The 17188-nt window shown below is 56.3% G+C and carries 18 protein-coding genes; 6 read left to right on the top strand and 12 right to left on the bottom strand.

Annotation, left to right across the window (positions count from 1 at the left end; translation table 11 throughout):
- On the top strand, positions 1–294 hold a 294-nt coding region (locus tag CLV97_RS18430; protein WP_211295785.1), incomplete at its 5' end, for a hypothetical protein.
- Here CLV97_RS18430 and CLV97_RS16805 read toward each other — a convergent pair.
- The 4 genes from CLV97_RS16805 to CLV97_RS16790 all read right to left on the bottom strand — a co-directional run bounded on the left by CLV97_RS16805 (position 260) and on the right by CLV97_RS16790 (position 3975).
- Positions 260–1003, bottom strand: a complete 744-nt coding sequence (locus tag CLV97_RS16805) for an amino acid ABC transporter ATP-binding protein (RefSeq protein WP_106346688.1) — start codon at positions 1001–1003, stop codon at positions 260–262. The genes CLV97_RS18430 and CLV97_RS16805 overlap by 35 nt on opposite strands.
- Positions 1004–1018: 15 nt before the next feature.
- Complete coding sequence (locus CLV97_RS16800) at positions 1019–1702, bottom strand: amino acid ABC transporter permease (RefSeq protein ID WP_106346687.1); 684 nt, start codon at positions 1700–1702, stop codon at positions 1019–1021.
- 82 nt (positions 1703–1784) lie between these two features.
- Positions 1785–2540, bottom strand: a complete 756-nt coding sequence (locus CLV97_RS16795) for a transporter substrate-binding domain-containing protein (RefSeq protein WP_245891688.1) — start codon at positions 2538–2540, stop codon at positions 1785–1787.
- A gap of 304 nt (positions 2541–2844) precedes the next feature.
- Entirely contained in the window at positions 2845–3975 is a 1131-nt protein-coding gene (locus CLV97_RS16790; RefSeq protein WP_425440580.1) for a mandelate racemase/muconate lactonizing enzyme family protein, read from the bottom strand.
- Positions 3976–4223: 248 nt separating this feature from the next.
- Between CLV97_RS16790 and CLV97_RS16785 the strand changes: the two genes are divergently transcribed.
- Complete coding sequence (locus tag CLV97_RS16785; RefSeq protein WP_170070592.1) at positions 4224–7823, top strand: heparinase II/III domain-containing protein; 3600 nt, start codon at positions 4224–4226, stop codon at positions 7821–7823.
- Between the two features lie 306 nt (positions 7824–8129).
- Here the strand turns inward: CLV97_RS16785 and CLV97_RS19010 are convergent, their stop codons facing one another.
- Together CLV97_RS19010 and CLV97_RS16780 are read right to left on the bottom strand one after the other, a co-directional pair.
- Positions 8130–8261, bottom strand: a complete 132-nt coding sequence (locus CLV97_RS19010; RefSeq protein ID WP_143085322.1) for an LIM domain-containing protein — start codon at positions 8259–8261, stop codon at positions 8130–8132.
- Positions 8254–8454: a hypothetical protein gene (locus tag CLV97_RS16780; protein WP_106346683.1), complete on the bottom strand. Its 201-nt coding sequence runs from the start codon at positions 8452–8454 to the stop codon at positions 8254–8256. Before CLV97_RS16780 ends, CLV97_RS19010 begins: the two co-directional genes overlap by 8 nt.
- 448 nt (positions 8455–8902) lie before the next feature.
- Here CLV97_RS16780 and CLV97_RS16775 point away from each other — a divergent pair, with 448 nt between their 5' ends.
- The 3 genes from CLV97_RS16775 to CLV97_RS16765 are packed head-to-tail and all read left to right on the top strand — an operon-like array spanning position 8903 to position 9866.
- Entirely contained in the window at positions 8903–9265 is a 363-nt protein-coding gene (locus CLV97_RS16775) for a cytochrome-c oxidase (RefSeq protein ID WP_106346682.1), read from the top strand.
- A 5-nt stretch (positions 9266–9270) separates the two neighbouring features.
- Positions 9271–9609 carry an ArsR/SmtB family transcription factor gene (locus tag CLV97_RS16770; RefSeq protein WP_106346681.1) on the top strand — a complete coding sequence of 113 codons (339 nt, stop codon included), beginning with the start codon at positions 9271–9273 and terminating at the stop codon, positions 9607–9609.
- Positions 9606–9866 (top strand): hypothetical protein, encoded by a 261-nt coding sequence (locus tag CLV97_RS16765; protein ID WP_106346680.1) that lies wholly within the window; start codon positions 9606–9608, stop codon positions 9864–9866. Before CLV97_RS16770 ends, CLV97_RS16765 begins: the two co-directional genes overlap by 4 nt.
- A gap of 99 nt (positions 9867–9965) precedes the next feature.
- Here the strand turns inward: CLV97_RS16765 and CLV97_RS16760 are convergent, their stop codons facing one another.
- A complete protein-coding gene (locus CLV97_RS16760) occupies positions 9966–11507 on the bottom strand; it encodes an HAL/PAL/TAL family ammonia-lyase (protein WP_106346679.1) in 1542 nt (513 codons plus the stop codon).
- A gap of 97 nt (positions 11508–11604) precedes the next feature.
- Positions 11605–13194, bottom strand: coding sequence for a BCCT family transporter (locus CLV97_RS16755; RefSeq protein ID WP_245891685.1), 1590 nt, complete (start codon positions 13192–13194; stop codon positions 11605–11607).
- A 500-nt stretch (positions 13195–13694) separates the two neighbouring features.
- Between CLV97_RS16755 and CLV97_RS16750 the strand changes: the two genes are divergently transcribed.
- Complete coding sequence (locus CLV97_RS16750; RefSeq protein ID WP_106346677.1) at positions 13695–14345, top strand: DUF4272 domain-containing protein; 651 nt, start codon at positions 13695–13697, stop codon at positions 14343–14345.
- A gap of 89 nt (positions 14346–14434) precedes the next feature.
- Here the strand turns inward: CLV97_RS16750 and CLV97_RS16745 are convergent, their stop codons facing one another.
- The 4 genes from CLV97_RS16745 to CLV97_RS16730 all read right to left on the bottom strand — a co-directional run bounded on the left by CLV97_RS16745 (position 14435) and on the right by CLV97_RS16730 (position 16741).
- A complete protein-coding gene (locus CLV97_RS16745; RefSeq protein ID WP_106346676.1) occupies positions 14435–14668 on the bottom strand; it encodes a hypothetical protein in 234 nt (77 codons plus the stop codon).
- 96 nt (positions 14669–14764) lie between these two features.
- A complete protein-coding gene (locus tag CLV97_RS16740; RefSeq protein ID WP_146130534.1) occupies positions 14765–15280 on the bottom strand; it encodes a hypothetical protein in 516 nt (171 codons plus the stop codon).
- 41 nt (positions 15281–15321) lie between these two features.
- Positions 15322–16341 (bottom strand): hypothetical protein, encoded by a 1020-nt coding sequence (locus CLV97_RS16735; RefSeq protein WP_106346674.1) that lies wholly within the window; start codon positions 16339–16341, stop codon positions 15322–15324.
- Positions 16342–16465: 124 nt separating this feature from the next.
- The gene (locus CLV97_RS16730; RefSeq protein WP_146130533.1) at positions 16466–16741 is read right to left on the bottom strand and encodes a DNA-binding protein; all 276 of its coding nucleotides are present in this window, start codon (positions 16739–16741) and stop codon (positions 16466–16468) included.
- Positions 16742–17188: the final 447 nt, after the last annotated feature.

Genomic DNA, 17188 nt, shown 5'->3' with positions numbered 1-17188 from the left:
AGAGTAACAGAGCAATGCCTCCTTACTGCCGTTTGCCAAAACATCAAGAAAATGACCTTGCTCCTTTGGAAGAGGAACAATGGGCCCCAAGGCGGGTCCTTTATCCGTCTGTTCTTCTCTATTTTCTTCCAATTAGCATACAAACCCAGCGGTTTTTCCGCTGGGTTTGTCAATAGCCTCACCGGGTTTCAAATCCCGGTGTTTTTGTTCGTCTGTAAAGCCCGCGGGATGCGGCGCATCTCCCCTGCGGCTGTGTTCATTACCCCGCATCTATCTTTTCCAGAAACCGCTTGATCCGTTCTTCCCGGGGAGAGGTGAAAATCCGGGAAGGAGGTCCCGCCTCCACGATCCGGCCTCGGTCCATGAAGACCACTTGATCGGCCACCTCCCGAGCGAAGTTCATTTCGTGGGTGACGATCACCATCGTCTGCTTTTCCGCCGCCAGCTCCCTCATCGTCCTGAGCACTTCGCCGATCAGTTCGGGATCCAAAGCCGAGGTGGGCTCGTCGAAGAGGAGAACCTCCGGCTGCATGGCCAATGCCCGGGCAATCGCCACCCGCTGCTGCTCCCCGCCGGACAGCCGGGAGGGATAAACATCTCGCTTGTCCGCCAGCCCCACCTTGGCCAGAAGCCGCTCTCCGTGTCGAATCGCCTCCTCCGGCTTTACCCTTTTCACGACGATCGGTCCTTCGATTACGTTCTCCAGGGCGGTCTTATGAGGAAACAGGTTGAAGTTCTGAAACACCATTCCGGTTCTGCTCCGGAGGCGGCGGATCTCCCGTTCTCCCGGCAGGCTACCGTCGAAGGAGAGAATGTGTCCGGCCACCGCGATCGTCCCCGACGACGGGGTCTCCAACAGATTGATGCAGCGCAGCAGGGTGGATTTCCCCGCTCCGCTGGGACCGATGATGCAGCAGACTTCCCCCTTCTCCACCCGCAGATGGATGTCCTTCAGCACTTCCGCATCGCCAAAACGCTTGTTCAAATTTCGGATCTCAATCATGCCAGCCGACCCTCCCTACGAGGCGAAACGGCCGTAACGCTTCTCCAGCCGTTCGTTCAAGGCGTTGAGAATGGTGCAGATCACCCAGTACAAAAGGGCTACCAACAGGTAAGGGGTCATGTAATCCAGGGTGCTTCCTCCGACGATTTTCGCCCGATACAGCATCTCCGGCACCGTAATCACCGAGAGGAGCGCCGTATCCTTCACCAGGCTGAGAAAGGTGTTGGCAAGGGGGGGCAAGGCGACGCGGACCGATTGGGGGATCACGATCCGGCGCATCGTCTGCAGGTAGGTCATGTTGAGGGACTTGGCCGCTTCCCACTGCCCCTTGGAAATGGACGAAACGGCCCCCCGGATCGTTTCCGCGGAATACCCCCCCACATTGAGGGAAAGGCCGATCACGGCCGCGGTGATCGGATCCAGGGTGATCCCGATCACCGGCAAGCCGTAAAAGAGGATAAACAACTGGACCAACAGGGGCGTCCCCCGGATCACGGAAATGTAAGCCCTGGCCGGCCAGCGGAGCAGCACGCGCCGGGACATCCGGGCCATCGCCGTCACCAGCCCCAGCACCAGGCCGACCCCCATGGTCAGCAGGCTGAGAATCAGGGTATACCCCATTCCCGACAGCACGTAGGGTAAGGACTCCAACGCCAATTGCGGATTGAACAGATTCTCAAAACGAATGTCCCCGTTCAATTTTTCACACTTCCTTCCCGGTCGTTCCCGAGGTCAGATCTGCTTCCATGTCAAAACCCTCCGACACTCGGAGGGTTCTGGCTCAAGGACGGAATACATCTTCCCCGAACCATTTCCTGGAGATCTTTGACAAGGTTCCGTCCCTGCGCATGGCCTCCAGGGCCTTGTTGATCTCCCGAACCAGATCCTCGTTGCCTTTGGGAACCGGGAAGGCCATCTCCGACTTCTCAAAGGGCTCCCCCACGGTCTTCAGGGGTAGATCCACCGCTTTCATCATCTCGGCGATGGCCAGCCGGTCGTTGATGCTGGCGTCCACCCGCTTCGCGGCCAGATCCCGCATGGACGACATCATGTCTTCGTAGGCGACGATCTCCGCCCCGGCTTCCTTGGCCATCTTGCCGTAATTGCTGGTGGGCGTCTGACCTGCCCGTTTCCCCTTCAGGTCCTCGATTCCCTTGATGGTGTCGTTATCCTCATGGACGACGATCTGGGCGTAGGAGATCGTGTACGGATCGGAGAAATCGAAGGTTTTCTTCCGCTCCTCCGTGATCCCCACCTGATTGGCCACCGTATCGAAGCGGCCGGTCTTCAGTCCGGTCATCATCGCATCCCAGGGAGTTTCGACAAAGCTGGCCTTCACCCCCAGCCGCTTCGCCACTTCCCGGGCCACGTCCACATCGTATCCCGTCAGTTCATTGGTTTTTTCATCCCGAAAGCTGAAGGGCTTGTAGGTGCCTTCCGTTCCGATGCGGATCTCGCCACGCTCTTTGATTTCCTCCAGAAGCCGATCCGTCTGCTTGGACTCGACCTGGGGTGGCGTGTCGCTGCAGGCCGTCAAAGCCCACAGGGCGGAAAACAGCAGGCCGATGGCAAAAATTTTTTCATCGATGAATTTACCCCCTATTATTCCTAAGTTAATTGATCGGAAAAAATGATAAAACCCTCGCCTTATTGTAGTCCGGGAAGGAGATACTGTCAACGCCCGTTCCCGAACCGGTTTGCGCCTTCGGTTTTGAAATCCTTGGATCGCCGGAGACCCGGCACCGACATCCACAAATTTTCGAAAACAAAAAAGCCGACGCGCTCCCGCCGACCAACGCGCGGGACGCATCGGCACAACTCCTCTCGATTTACCCCATCCTTCATTCCGCCAGAAACCGCTCCACGTCCGCCACCTCCACCCTGCATCCGATCCCGGGGCGGTCCGGGAGGCGGACCTCCCCTCCCCGCAGGATCTGCGGCCCTTCCCTCACGGGATCCTCCTTCAGGAAAAAGGGGCCGTTCAGATCGACGGGGGTTTCAATTCCCAAATAGTTGAACAGGTGGGCGCTGGCCGCAAGCCCCAGGGTCGATTCCGTCAGCCCGCCGCCCAACAGCTCCAATCCGGCTTCCCGGGCGATTTCCCCGCACCGCTTTGCGCCGGTCAGCCCGCCCATCTTGGTGCATTTGACTACGATCGTGTCGCAGGCCTCGAGGCGGACCGCCCGGATCACATCGCCGGGCGTCCAAACGCTCTCGTCCAGGGCCACGGGCAGATGGGTCTTGCGGCGCAGTTCGGCGTGGCCGAGAAGATCGCCGGCCGGCAGGGGCTGTTCAAAGACATCCACCCCCAGCGTTTCCATCCGCTTGGCCAGCCGCACCGCCTGGGGCAGGGTGTACGCCTGATTGGCATCCACTCGGAAAAACAGATCCGGCGCCGCCGCCTTCACCGCTTCCAACACATCGACGTCCCGGCGGGGATCCAGCCCGATCTTGACATCCACCCCGCGAAACCCCGCTTCCCGGGCTTGTCGCGCCTTTTCCGCCGCCTCCTCCGGATCGCGGGTGCTGATCAGATAGGAGAGGCGGAGGGAGTCCCGGAAGGGACCCAGCCACAGCCCGGGCAGGCGAACGCCCCGCCGTTTGCCGATCAGATCGTGGAGGGCCGTGTCCACCGCCGCTTTGGCGATGGGCTGGCCGGTGTCGAGCCCGCCCTTGATTTCCCGGTTCATGATTCGATGCACCGTCTGCAGGTCCTCCACTTCCTCCCCGATCAGCGCGGGAGCGATATATCGCCGCAGGGTGGTCACCACCGACTCCAGCGTCTCGTCGCTCCAGCGGTGACTGGGGCGCGCCTCTCCCCACCCTTCCACTCCCTGGTCATCCACCACCCGCACGTAGACATGGGGAGCTCCCTGATCCACTCCTCCCACGGAACCGCCGGAGATCAAAAAGTTTTGTTTCATCGGCAGTCGCAACGGAAACACGTCGATCCGGGAAATGTTCAACTTCACCGCTCCTTTTTGCCGGAAGTTGGGAATCCCCGCGCCCGCCGGCCGCCGACAAGGGCGTTCCGCGGGGCGAAGGTGCAATAGCCGAGTTCGAGCCATTTAAATTATAAAAAAGGGGGGGCGACCGGAAAATGACGAAATGCGGTGAAAAAAGCCCCGGAATTTTCGACATTCAATGGACTTGCAATCGGCGGAGCCCTTCGCTATTTTTATTTGTGGAAAATTCAAAATTGAGAAAAGGAGTTTTTCGGGTGAAACATTTCCTCATCCTCCTCTGCCTGCTGTTGCTTCTGTTTACCCTTTACAACTATCCCGCTCGTGCCCAGCCGTCCGAGGGGGAGAGCGGCAAAACCCGGAGCACGATTTACACCGAGGAGAAAGTGGCCAACGCCCGCAAGAACGTACAGCAGTATGACTGGGCACGCAAAACGCGGGACAATGCCGTCCAGGAAGCCGAAAAATACTTGGCCTACGGCGAAGAGCGGCTGTGGGAGATGGTGACGCCCCAGTCCCTCCCTCGCAGTTATGCCGTCAACTATGAATTGGGATCTCCCATCACCGGCAAGGAATTCAACGAAAAGTACGGCTACCGTGGATGGCTGGCGGACCCGCTGAACGAACCCTGGAAGCTGACCGATCCCAGCAGCGGATACAAATTCCCCACCAACGACTTCGAATCCTACTACAAAAGCGGTTTGGACGAGCACGGCATCTTCGACCCCAAACGGGCGGACAAGCGTTACCTGGTCAACGAACTCTACCCGGAAAAGGGGCCCGACTGGGGAGTGGACGACGGCTACGGTTGGGTGGATGAAGAGGGGAACCGCTGGACCTTCATCGCCTATTACAACCACTGGCACGTCTGGCACGGGGGAGTGGTGGACAATGCCATCCGGGCCTTCCGGGACGCCTATCTCTACACCGGCGACCTGCGCTATTCCCGGGCCGGCATCATCCTCCTGGACCGCGTCGCCGACGTGTATCCGGAGATGGACGTTTCCGTCTACAAGGAGGAGGACGGCTACCTCAACTCCCACGGCGGAACCGGAAAGGGCAAAATCCGGGGGAGCATCTGGGAAGCGACCGCGGTTCCCAATTATCTGTCCGCCTACGACGCCTTCTTCCCAGTGGTGGAGGAATCCGGGGCCGTGGAGTTCCTACGGGAGAAAGCCGAGAAATATAAGCTGGACAATCCGAAGGACACCGCCGCAGCCGTCCGCAAAAACATCGAGGACAACCTGGTGCGGCAGATCTTCCCTGCGGTGAAAAACGCCCAGATCCGCGGCAACTTCGGAATGCACCAGCGGGCGCTGGCCATGGCCGCCGTGGTGCTGGACGAGCCGGGGACGACGGAAAAGTGGATCGATTGGGTGTTCCAGACCGGCGGCCTCTACTCCACTCCCGATTGGCACCTGACCGGCGGGAATGTGATGACCACCCTCGTCAATCAGGTGGATCGGGACGGATTCGGCGATGAACCCTCCACCGAATACAACAGCTACTGGTTGCAGCAAATCATGGACGTGGCCGATGTTCTAAAGGGATACGACCGCTATCCCAAAGCCGATCTGTACAACAACGTCAAGTTCCGGAAGATGTTCGACACCCGCTACCCGCTGGTGATGGCGGACAACTACACCCCCACCATCGGAGATTCCTTCAAGGCGGGAAATCCCGGGATCGTCGGAACGGTTCAGGAACACGTCAAAGCCTTTGAGCAGTACGGAAAACCGGTTCACGCCCAACTGGCCTACCGGTTGAACGGCAACACCACCGACGGCCTTCACGGGGACATCTTTTCCGCAGATCCCGAAAAGGTGGTCCGGGACATCGAGCGCGTCGTCGATGAGAAGGGACCCTTCAATCCGGGCAGCACCAACCTCGCCGGCTTCGGTTTCACCGCCCTGCGCGACGGAAAGGCGCCCTCCGACCGGGGAATCACCTATAAGTTCTCGGAGCTTAAGCGAATCGACGCCACGGCGGAAGTGACCGATTTCCTCGGCCGGATTCACCTGGAAACCGACGAGCTGGGGAAACGCATCCCCGAAGCCTTCGACATCCCCGAGGATTACTATGACGGAGCCGGGGCCGTGCAGCTGGAAGCGGTCCGGAAAGGGAGAAGGATCTCCTTCGCCTTTCAGGTCCCCTCCACGGACCGGTACCGGTTGGAAATGGTTCCCCTGGAATCGACCGGCTACGGACGGTATGAGATCCGGATCGACGGCAAGAAGGTAAAGGAACACGATTTCTACGGCACGTCCCCCTCACCGGAGCCGGTCGATCTGGGCGAATTCCGGCTGAGCAAGGGAACCCATACGATCAGCTTTGTCAACACGGGCAAACATCCGCAAGCGACCAACTACAAATTGGGGATCAGCAAGCTGGTGCTGAAGAACCGCGCGGCGCTGACCCAGGAAGCGAAGGATTCCCGCAACCTCCGGGGGCTGTGGCTCTACTACGGCCGCAACCAGGTCGGCCGCCACGGACACAAGGACACCCTCAACCTGGGGCTGCACGCCTTCGGACTCGATCTGAGCCCGGATCTGGGTTATCCCGACAATTTCAAGGACCGCACCGAGTGGGTGAGCAACACCGTCAGCCATAACACCGTGGTGGTGGACCGCTCCAAGCAGAAGGACCACTGGGTGGGCATCCCCCATCACTTCGACGCCGCCTCCCGGGTGCAGCTGATCGACGTGGAAGCGCCCAAGGTATACCCGCAAACGGAACGGTACCGGCGGACGACGGCGATGATCCGGGTGGATGAGGAAAACTCCTACGCCGTCGATTTCTTCCGGGTGAAGGGGGGTAAGGAGCACCACTTCAGCTTCCACGGCGCCGAAGGGGAAGTGACGACGGAAGGTCTCAACCTCGTACCTCAGCTGAAGGGCACCTATGCCGGAGAGGATGTGGAATTCGGAGAGAAGGAGCCGGATCAACCCGACGGGTGGGATTACGCCGGCAGCGGATTCCATTATCTGACCCGGGTGGAGCGGGACCGGAATCCCTCGGGCCCCTTCAGCGTCGACTGGAAAATCCGGGATACCTGGGGAGTTCTCCCGCAGGAAGAGGATATTCACCTCCGCCTGACGATGCTAAGCCCCGTGGACGAAGTCGCCTTGGCGGACGGATACCCGCCGAAACTGCCGGGAAACCCGGAAAGCCTCCGCTACCTGATCGCCCACCGAAGCGGTGAGGACCTGGAAAGCCAGTTCGTCTCCGTGCTGGAACCCTACAAGAATCAGCGGTTCATCCGCTCCATCGAGTCCGCAACCCTGAAAGCGGACGGTAAAAAGGTCGATGCCAACACGGCGGCGGCCGTGAAAGTGACCCTTTCCGACGGGCGGGTGGACTACATCGTCAACTCGCTGGATCCGGAAGTCACTTACACCGTGGACGGCAAGTTCCGCTTCCGAGGCTTCTTCGGCGTCTACTCCGAAAAGGGCGGAAAACCGGTCTATGCCTATCTCCACGACGGCCGTCTCCTGGGCCCGGTTGACGGTCCGCCTCTGCTTCAGTCCCACGGCAGCGTGAAGGGGACGGTGGAAGACTTCACCAGGGAGCTGACGGATCAAAACCGCCTGACGGTCAAGCGAAAAGGGCCGGCGATCGATCCGAAAGAACTCGCCGGCAAGCAAATCTTCGTCGAGACCGACGGGGAGCGGAACGGCGCCTACGAAATCCTGGGAATCCGACCCGCCTCCGGAAACCGCTGGGAGCTGAATTTGGGAGACATCACCCTCGTTCGCCAATACAAGGATGAAAACGATGATTCAAAGGGATATGTTTACAACCTGAAAAAGGGAGCCTCCTGGCGGATTCCCCTTTCCGCCGAATGGACCGGAAAATAAACGTCGCCCCCCTGCGATCTCATCGGTGACTGACCGCAGGGGGGCGTTTTTTGACAATCCCTTTTTCCTGCCGCGAACCCGCATCCGCTCCCGCCTTTTCTGCAAGCAGCACCCGCCGTTCCATCGGGTGACAGATGACATCCCCATTCCCCTTTACCTCCCCATGGTGAAAAACCCGCTCGCCTCCGTGCCGTCCGGTGAACCAATACCGCTTTCTGCACCGTTCTGAAGGACCTGTAAACCCGTATGTAAAGCCGAACCCTCTTTTTAAGCGGCAGTGTCGAAGTCCGGAGCACATCCCGTTCCCTATTTCCCCTGTTTCCTCTTCCATTCCTTATATTCCAAATAACACGATTCGCAGAAGGTTTTTCCATCGGTCCAATAAACAGGTTCCCCACGGGGAATTTGTTGGAGACATGCAACGCATTTATTAGCCACTCGTTTTGCTCCTTTCCAGTTTGTTTAACCTCTCCTTAAGGATTTCCGCCCATTTTAAACAAGCTTCCTTCTGCCCTCGCTTAAAGGCCTTTTTTGTTTCTTCGCCTCTTTCCGTATTGAAGGTCGTGGCCAAAAACTCCATGTCTTCGATGACTTCCAAAATCAACCGCCGGTACTCTTTCGCCTGTGACACAGCCCACCCCTCCTGGCCATTTGACAATAATGTTACACGGGTTTCACCATTAATCAATACCCTTTGGGGTGTAGTTAAAACCAAAATATCTCATCCAAAGATATGGAAAATAATAAAAGTGCGACTCTACGCCCCTCCCCTTTCAAACCTACCGAAAACTATTAAGTTGTTCAAGCAAATCCTGAGAGATGGAGATCCGCCACGGAATCCGATCCCCCGAGGATTTCCTGCAAACTTCCCCTCTGAGCCCCGAACCTTCTTTTCAAGATGCCGGGCACGACGGGCTGTTGATTGGGAAAACCGGTCATGGCAAAACGGACCGCCACCCCACATCTCTTCCCCATGACAAATTCCGAAATGGCTCCCCCACACCGTTGACAGATCATATCATGTGTAATATTTTATTTACAGGTATAAGCAACTTATTACTCATGAAAGGAGAAATTAAATGCCCATCCGCTTCATCGGGATTGCCGCCGTCCATTTTGTCACCGGAGTCGGTTCGGGGATTTGCATGAAGGGTTCCGATCCGTTCTCCTTCCCATCGGCCCATGCGCACATCCATCTGCCCGGATGGGTATCCCTGGCCCTGGCGGGCTTGAGCGATCACGCCTTCCTCCAGGCAGGCCAACGCGGTTCGGCAACGGCTCACAACCGGCTGAACAGGCTCGGCGCTTCCCTTCTGATCCTCGCCATGACCCTGTTCGGGCTGGGGAAAATCAGCCCGGCCGTCCCCGTGAGCGCTGTCGGCGGTCTCCTCGTGATGGTCGGAGTCGAGAACATCATGAAAAATCTACGACCGAACGGTTGATCCGAATGGGCCGATCCGAACAGGAAATCACGGGAGACCGACTGCTCGCCCTTTTGGAAGCGCTGGCCAACCCGCACCGCCTGCTGATCGTGTCCATCCTGAGCCGCGAGCGGAAATATGTCAGCCAACTGGCCAGGGAATTGGAAATGAGCCGCCCCCTTTTGTACATGCACCTGAAAAAGATGGAAAAAGCCGGCATCGTGAAAAGCTCCTTCGAGCTCTCCGACGACGGCAAAGCGATGAAGTATTACGAGCTGGTTCCCTTCGATCTGCCCCTCAATCAGGAGCTGATTGCGAAAGCCGCCCAATCGCTGACGACCAAGCCGAAAGGAAGTGAATCATGATAAAAAGCGGGATCCTCATTGCATTGGCGGGCATGGCCTTTTCACTCATCTTCCTCGCCATTTTGTTGAGCAATTGGTCGAAGATCCGGCAAACCAAGATCGCCAAAGACGAATCGGAGAGGTACGAAAAGTTGGCCACAGAAGCGATGGAGGTCCAGCGGGAAATCCTCCAGAAGCAGAAGCAGCTGGCGAAGGATCTGGCCGAGATGAAAGAACGCCTGGCCTCCATCGAAAAGATCTTGAAGGAAGTGGAGTAACTTTCTCCTAATAAAAAGCCTGGCCCTTTTTTCGAGGGCCAGGCTGATCCTTTTTGATGCGTCACGAAAGACCAAGCGGGAGGAGCGCCTCAGCGCGGGTCAGCTCAGCCGCCTCCCCGCCTTTTCCTCCACCAGTCGGACCAGCTCCCCGGAGTGGATGAAGTCCCGGAGCACTTGAATCAGGGGATAAAGCTGCAGATCCCGGGTGAGCGGGGGCACCCAAAGGGCCACGAGCTCCAATACGGCCCGGCTGGCCCTGCCGGGCTTCAGGGCGGGATCCGCGAATTGATGCGCCTGGTAAACGGACAACAGCTCGATGGCCAAGATATATTCCCACTTGTTGACCACCTGTCTCGCCTTTTTGGCGGCGTTATAGCCCATGGCCACATAGTCTTCCTGATCGGCGCAGGTCGGGATATTGTCCACCGTCGCGGGATGGGACAGGATTTTCATCTCGTTCAACAGCCCGGCCTGGGTATATTGGGGAATCATGAGGCCCGAGTTCAGTCCAGCCTGCTTCACGAGAAAGTCCGGATATTCGGAAAGCCTGCTGTTGATCAGACGGTAATTTCTCCGCTCCGACATCTTGGCGACGGCGGTGGCGGCGATGCATGCGGAGTCCATTTCGATTCCCACATAGGAGGAGTCCGGATTGCCCCCGGAAAGGGCCTCCCCGTCATCCCCCTCCGGCCACAGGATGGGATTGTCGCAGCAGGAATTCATCTCGGTCTCGATGGTCTTCAAGGCGTCGAAAAAGGTCTTTTTGGCCGCGCCGTGCAATTGCGAAATGGAGCGGAGGGATAGGGCGTCCTGCAGCCGATACCTTGCATAGTGTCGGGCCATTTCGGAATCCTGCAGGATCATCCGGACATTCTCCGCCGTCCTCCCCTGCTCTTCGTGGGGGCGGACCCGCATGAGGCGTTCGTCAAAGGCCCGGAGGGACCCCTTGAGCACTTCCAGCGACATGGCCCCCACCACATCGGCGGACTTGACGGCGTTGATCATGTCGTACAAGGCCAGGGCGCCGATTCCCGTCGCGCCGGTGGTCCCGTTGATCAGCGCCAGTCCCTCCTTGGAGGACAACGTCACCGGCTCCAATCCCACCCGCTCCAGCGCCTCCCTGGCGGGCATCCGCTCTCCCTTGACATAGGCCTCGCCCTCCCCCATCAGCACCAAAGCGATGTGCGCCTCGGGGGCGAGGTACCCCACTGATCCGTCGCCGGGGGCGAGGGGGATGAGTCCCCGGTTTAAGAACTCCTTGTACATCTCCAGAACCCGCAGGCGAACCCCGGAATATCCCAAGCCCAGATTCTGCAGCACCATCAGCATTGTGGCCCGCGTCTCCTCGATGGACAGGGGATCCCCCACCGAAACGGCGTGGGAAAGCAGGATGTTTTTCTGCAGCTCTTCGGTTTCCTCGGCGGATATGACCCGGGTACACAGGGCGCCAAAGCCCGTATTCACCCCGTACATGACCCGCCCTTCATCGGTCCACCTCTCCACCAGCCGCCTCGAGCGGTTCACCCGCTGACAATAGGCTTGGGAAAATTCCACCTTCGCCCCGTAACGGGCCACGGCGACAAATTGCTCGATGTCCAATTTTTCGCCGAGAACCACTTTTTTGATGTCCTGTGCATCCATACCGGCCATCCCCTTTTCTTTATCGATGCTTTCGGCGGCAAAGGCCGGAAGGGGGCGCTTTCAAAGCCCGGCATTCCCCCTTCTCGGCACTTCCTCTTTACCGGTTTGTATCCGCTTTCGTTTTCGGATCGACAAAAAACAGTTTGATGGCCGAGATCACCTGCAACAAGAACAGGAACAGGACGGTGGTCCCTCCGGCGGCGGCCAAATATTTGACCCCGTCCACTCCCTGTTCGCCTCCCGCATAGGCGACCATGACGAAAGAAATGATCCCGATGGAAAGGGCCCAGACGAGTTTTTGCCAGTTGGGAGGCTCTTCGTCGTGTCGGATGTTGGAAGTGCACAGGGAGGCGATGGTTCGGGTCATGGAATCGGCGGCCGTGGCGAACGAGAGCACCAGGGTGACCATCACCACGGGAACGAGCACCGCCCCCAACGGCAAATGGGACAGGAAGGTCCACAGACCGGCCACGGCGCCGCTTTCCTTAATGGTGGCCACCAGATCGGTGATGCCTTTCTGCTGCCAGTGGAGGGCCGTCGATCCCCAGATGCCGAACCAGACCAGCCCGAAGACGGAGGGCAAGATCCAGTTGATGATCATGAATTCCCGGATCGTTCTCCCGTAGGAGATGACGGCGAGAAAGATGCCCATGAGGGGGGCGTAGGCGATCCAAATGGCCCAGTCGTACAGTGTCCACCACATCACCAGCGCTTCGCCGCCCAGATCGATGGGATCCAGGCCCCATTCCCAGAAATGCTGCAGCCAGTATCCCAGCCCCGCCGTGGATGTCCTCAACATGTACACGGTGGGCCCCATGATGAACAGCAGTATCAAGAGAATATAGAAAATTTTTGCGTTAATGTCCGACAAGATGCGAATGCCCCGATCCAATCCCTTGATCGCCGACATGGTGAAGGTGGCGGTGATCACGAAGGTCAACATCAGCCACAGGACGATTCCCTGGTCAATGCCGTAAATCGACTCGATTCCGGAACCCACCAAAGCCAGCCCCGCGCCGAGGGAGGAGGCGAGACCGAGGGCAATGGCCAGCACCGATACCGTGTCGATGAGGTTTTGCCAGAACCCTCTGGTGACTTTTTCACCGAACAAGGGGATCAACGAGGCCGAAACGGACAGTTTCTTCTGCCGGTTGAAGTACATGTAGGCGATGATGAGCCCGCTCAGGGAATACATGGCATAGGGAATGAAGGACCAGTTGTAAAAGCTGCGGGCGATGGCATAAATTGCCGCCACATTCGTCCCCGGTTCCACGCCGGTTTGATCCAATTCCCCGTAAATGTTGCCGAAATAGATGATCGGCTCATTCACGCCGTAAGTGATCACCCCTGTGGCGATCCCCCCGGTCAACGCCATGGCGAACCAGGTGGCGAAGGAATATTTGGGTTTGGCATCCGGACCTCCCAGCCGGATATTGCCCAACCGCGTAAAGGTGACGAGGGCGATGAGCCCCAGGGTGACTATGGAGAGGAGTTGGTAAAGCCAGCCCAGGTTCCTCAGGGATCCCAGGAAAACATTCATGGACATATCGGCCAACAGCTTGTTGTTGACGATTCCCAGCACGGCCGCTCCCCCAACGACCAAAAAGGTGGGCACAAAGACCCCTTTTCGCGTGTGATGCGACGAACTCTTTGTCGTCGTTGTCTCCTTTTCCACGGCACGGGACATCGACATTTCCTCCCCTCTGATCGCTTTTGCGATTTCTTGAAACATTTCCGCAGCTCAAATATAGCGAAGGGAGCGAACCATTGAATAGGCATGTTTGTTTCGAATAGTGCTCACTCCTTTGGATGGTAAAAAGTTCCCCGACGAAATTTGAGGGGAGAAATTGCATTTTCTTTCGATTTTTAAACATATTTTGGATTGATGAAAAGAAGAAGCGGTGCGCCCGTTGAGCCGAACGGCGAAGTCCGTCTCACCCGCGATCCGTCCGGGAATCGGATTCGATTGGTCGTGAAAGACTGATGTACGCGCAAAACCCGCCGGGCCGTTGGCGCAGTTAGGATGAAAGAGAGAAAAGGTCGCCGTTTAAGAACTGAATCTCCGATACAAAAATGAGCTCTTGAAAGACCCCCTCCTTGTTCGAGATAGTTTTCTATCGGCACGATCCCCTCCGCTTTTCGATATAATAGGGATCAACGCCGACAGACAAGGGGGAAATTCACTGAATGACCGAAGCCAATGCCAAGCAAGTCGTTTTCGATCCCGACACCCAACGAATCGCGATGATATTCAATTTTCCCGTTTATCCCGAAAGAAAAGAAGTCCGGCTCCGTTCGGCCGGGGAAGTCGTCAGGCGCGTCCTCTCCCTTCACATGTTGCTGGGAGTCATTTTTTACGAGGAGCCGGAAAAGGTTGTAAACTGGGCGATCGATGAGGGATTGTGGGATTACCTGAGTCCCCGGGAACAGGAGATCTTTCGGATGCCGCTTTCTAATCTCGGCCCTGCCGAGAAAAAGTGGGAACAACAGGCATTGCAGTCCAACCGGCTAACCTGGCGCATCGAGGGCTTGCATGCCTTGTTGTGGAGCATCGGGCGGGTGGATGAGCTGGATCTGCCCATTGAACGATGCGACGGTTCCTACATGGGTGAGGTATTGCCTGCTCTCGGCGAGTCTGTTCAACCCTTCATCGCGTCAGCCCGGCTGCGCCCGTCTGAAGAAATGGTGCACATGCTGGAACAACACCTTCAACTTTACAACCAACAGGTTGAAGCTTATGACAAGGGAGAAAAACATCCCTTTGACACGATGATCACCTATGAGCGGATCCATGCCCTGAACTGGGTGTGCGGTCTGATCGATGAATGGGACGACTAGGAGAATGAACGATGCAGAAAGCCGTCTTGCGGACGGCTTTCTCAATTTCCTGCGCAGCAAGTATTTTGGTCTGTAAGGGACACGGCTCTTTATCCGGAGGCTCTCCTCAATAACACCGCCTCCGAAACGCGTTCAGCGACAAGCCTTTCCAGCTCCGGAAAGCGCTTCCCCTCCAAATACATGAGAACGTTGAATCGGGGGAAATCCGGCTCTTCCAAGCAGTCCCCGATGCAATCGTAATTCTCCTGAAGAATGAGCGTCACATCGTCCCCATTGAAACGGTAGTAATCCCCGCCACGATAGTAACTTTCATGGGCAGCCAATGGAACCTTTTATCCGTCCTCAACAAGTTCCCTCGCCCTTTCCAAATCCATACCCGAAAAGCCGTAGAGAACCGACATCGAATCACCCCGGAACGTCTATAAAGTGGTTTTTAATTGCCCGATTTCCTTCAGCGGGCGGACAGCTAGATCCTGATCGGGAAAATATTCCTGCAACCGTCGAAAAAAGTGTTCGGCTTGATTCACTAACTCCTGAAAGAATTCTTTTTTTGGCAGACTCCATTTTCCGTCATCCAGGATGAATAGAACATCATTCTTACCTATGCATTCCAACCCCAATCGGACGGGCTGGTCAGGGAAAAACATCTGGGCCTTGCCGCCTGATTGATCAACCTCTCCCATCAGATGAATAAAATACATCCACAGCTGATCGACAAGATCCCAATACCGATAATCCATGATCGTAGATCCGCAGTACTCGATGACGATGGCACCATTTAGATACTTTAAATCAAGATCGTGTTCGATCGCCTTGATCCAGTCCCGATCGTCGATGAGGATGAAATACTTCCGGGGATTTTCCAGCAGATCACCCGATTTCGGCGCATTCGGGTCCAAGATATAAGAGTTTATCGAAAACAAGCTCTCCTTCAAGGTCGGGTTCAATCCCCTCTTTCAGAATCGTGCGGTTCGATTTAAATGGAGTCCAGCAATTCCCGGAGTTGAAAAAAGGGAAACGCGCCATTTTCAAGGATGCGGAGACTGTATAAGTCATCCTCATCCCCATGACAATACCAACCCTTCTCCTGATCATATTTCCAATAGAGATTGTCCTTGTAATGGCACGTATGCTTCACCAAATTCATCACTTCCGACTCGGTAAACAAACCCAGCGAACTCCAGGCCGCCTTCACCCTTTCCTGGATCGCCTCCGGATCTTTCTCCCTCGTGATCGGCGCAAACCGATACAAAAGCAAAAATGGTACCGCCGGAATCTCCGGGTATTGGGAAACCAAAAATCCGGATATTCTCTCCAGTTCGTCCCAACGAAACACATGGGAAAACCATTGCGCTTCATCGTCCCAACCCAATTGGACCGGTTCTGGACAGGAAGGATGATACAGATAGAGGGTGGATTCGGTGACTTCATCCCCGATGGCCAGCATCAAGCCCATGTTCCCGGTGATCGGTAAGGGGATCGGATCGACCAATTCCGGATAAATTCCGGACTGGTGCGTCAAAAAGTAATAATCCGTCCAGAATTCCTTTCTCTTGAAGAGCGTTTCACACAAATCATGTTGATCTACAATGTCCACATTCAAGCGATGCCGTTTGACGATGTCATTCATCTTGGAGTTTCTGATTAAGCAATCATCATACTCGCGTTCACCGACCCTTCCAAGCAGGCTCTTGAGCGGATCCGTCAAATCTTTGTGAAAGCGAATGATGACATTCGCATACTGTCTGTGAAAATAGGGTTCCTCAAATTCTACCAGGATCAAACACCGGGGATCCCTGGGATCCTCCCTGTAATAAACGGTATTTTCTTTGGTTGATGCGGAAGCATGCTTCTTCTTCCCGCACTCCTCGAAATCAAAGGGTATGCCCAGGATGGGCACAACGCGATTCAGCAGACGCTCGGCTTCCTCCGCTCTCAGCGAAACCTGAAATTGGCCAATGTCTTTATATTTCGTCCGCATCTCCTGCTCGGTCATAACGGCCTCTCCTTTGGGACCTCACTTCTTCAGGTGCCCGTAAATGGGAAACGGAAAAATGGTCAATAACGTCCATCAACGTCCATCGCCTCGGAAAGAACCGATCTTTCTGAGGCGATGAATATCAATTCTTTTCAAATTGCCTTATCCAGTACTTGATGTCTTCTTCATGAAACAGGTATTTTCCAGGCGAAACCGGTATATCAACTCCTTCAGCACAATCCAGCAGGTCCCGCAATTTCTTGTCTTCTAAGACCAAAGAATCATCCGTTACATACTTCCATGCCCAATCAGCCACTTCTTCCCTCGTCAATTTTCCTTTGAAAACCATTTTTAACTTCGCAATAACCTCTTCAATTGTTGGTTGTGACATCACATCACCGCTTTCCCTCCCGGCCAATAGGTGCCCATCGCCATTGATCGGGGGAATGCGCGTCCCGGGTGTTGACTTCTTCCGTGTTTTGTTTATCGGTGTTGTCCACCAAGAAGACGTCCTGGCCCACCGGCACGCCGTCGACGGATCGCGCCTTCAGCTTCCCGTCTAGTAACTCCAGCCCATCGTCCGGCTGCTGGAGCCGCCTGCGCTGGTCAGGGTGCGACTCGTCTGCAGTCCAGTTCGTTGTAGTCGTAGATGGTCGTGATATTCCAGGGATCGGTGGCGCTTTTGACCCAGCCGTTGGCAAAGTAGTATCCACGGCAGTATCTGTGTACAAGCTATTTCAAAAACATGATCTGCCAATGTAAAATGGAAGTATGAGTACGAGACATGAGCTGACAGACGAACAATGGGCTGTGATTGAGCCCCTGCTCCCCAAACCGAAACCAGGCCCCGGGCGTCCGCCCGCCG

It is taken from the genome of Planifilum fimeticola (assembly GCF_003001905.1).
GTDB classification, from domain to species: Bacteria; Bacillota; Bacilli; order Thermoactinomycetales; family DSM-44946; genus Planifilum; species Planifilum fimeticola.
The sequence above is the reverse complement of the archived record's forward strand: the minus strand, read 5'-3'. Positions and strand labels throughout refer to the sequence as shown.

Coding starts and splice junctions, on each gene's coding strand:
- CLV97_RS16805 (WP_106346688.1), bottom strand. CDS start 1,003: ATGATTGAGATCCGAAATTTGAACAAGCGTTTTGGCGATGCGGAAGTG.
- CLV97_RS16775 (WP_106346682.1), top strand. CDS start 8,903: ATGCCCATCCGCTTCATCGGGATTGCCGCCGTCCATTTTGTCACCGGA.
- CLV97_RS16770 (WP_106346681.1), top strand. CDS start 9,271: ATGGGCCGATCCGAACAGGAAATCACGGGAGACCGACTGCTCGCCCTT.
- CLV97_RS16765 (WP_106346680.1), top strand. CDS start 9,606: ATGATAAAAAGCGGGATCCTCATTGCATTGGCGGGCATGGCCTTTTCA.
- CLV97_RS16760 (WP_106346679.1), bottom strand. CDS start 11,507: ATGGATGCACAGGACATCAAAAAAGTGGTTCTCGGCGAAAAATTGGAC.
- CLV97_RS16755 (WP_245891685.1), bottom strand. CDS start 13,194: ATGTCCCGTGCCGTGGAAAAGGAGACAACGACGACAAAGAGTTCGTCG.
- CLV97_RS16750 (WP_106346677.1), top strand. CDS start 13,695: ATGACCGAAGCCAATGCCAAGCAAGTCGTTTTCGATCCCGACACCCAA.
- CLV97_RS16735 (WP_106346674.1), bottom strand. CDS start 16,341: ATGACCGAGCAGGAGATGCGGACGAAATATAAAGACATTGGCCAATTT.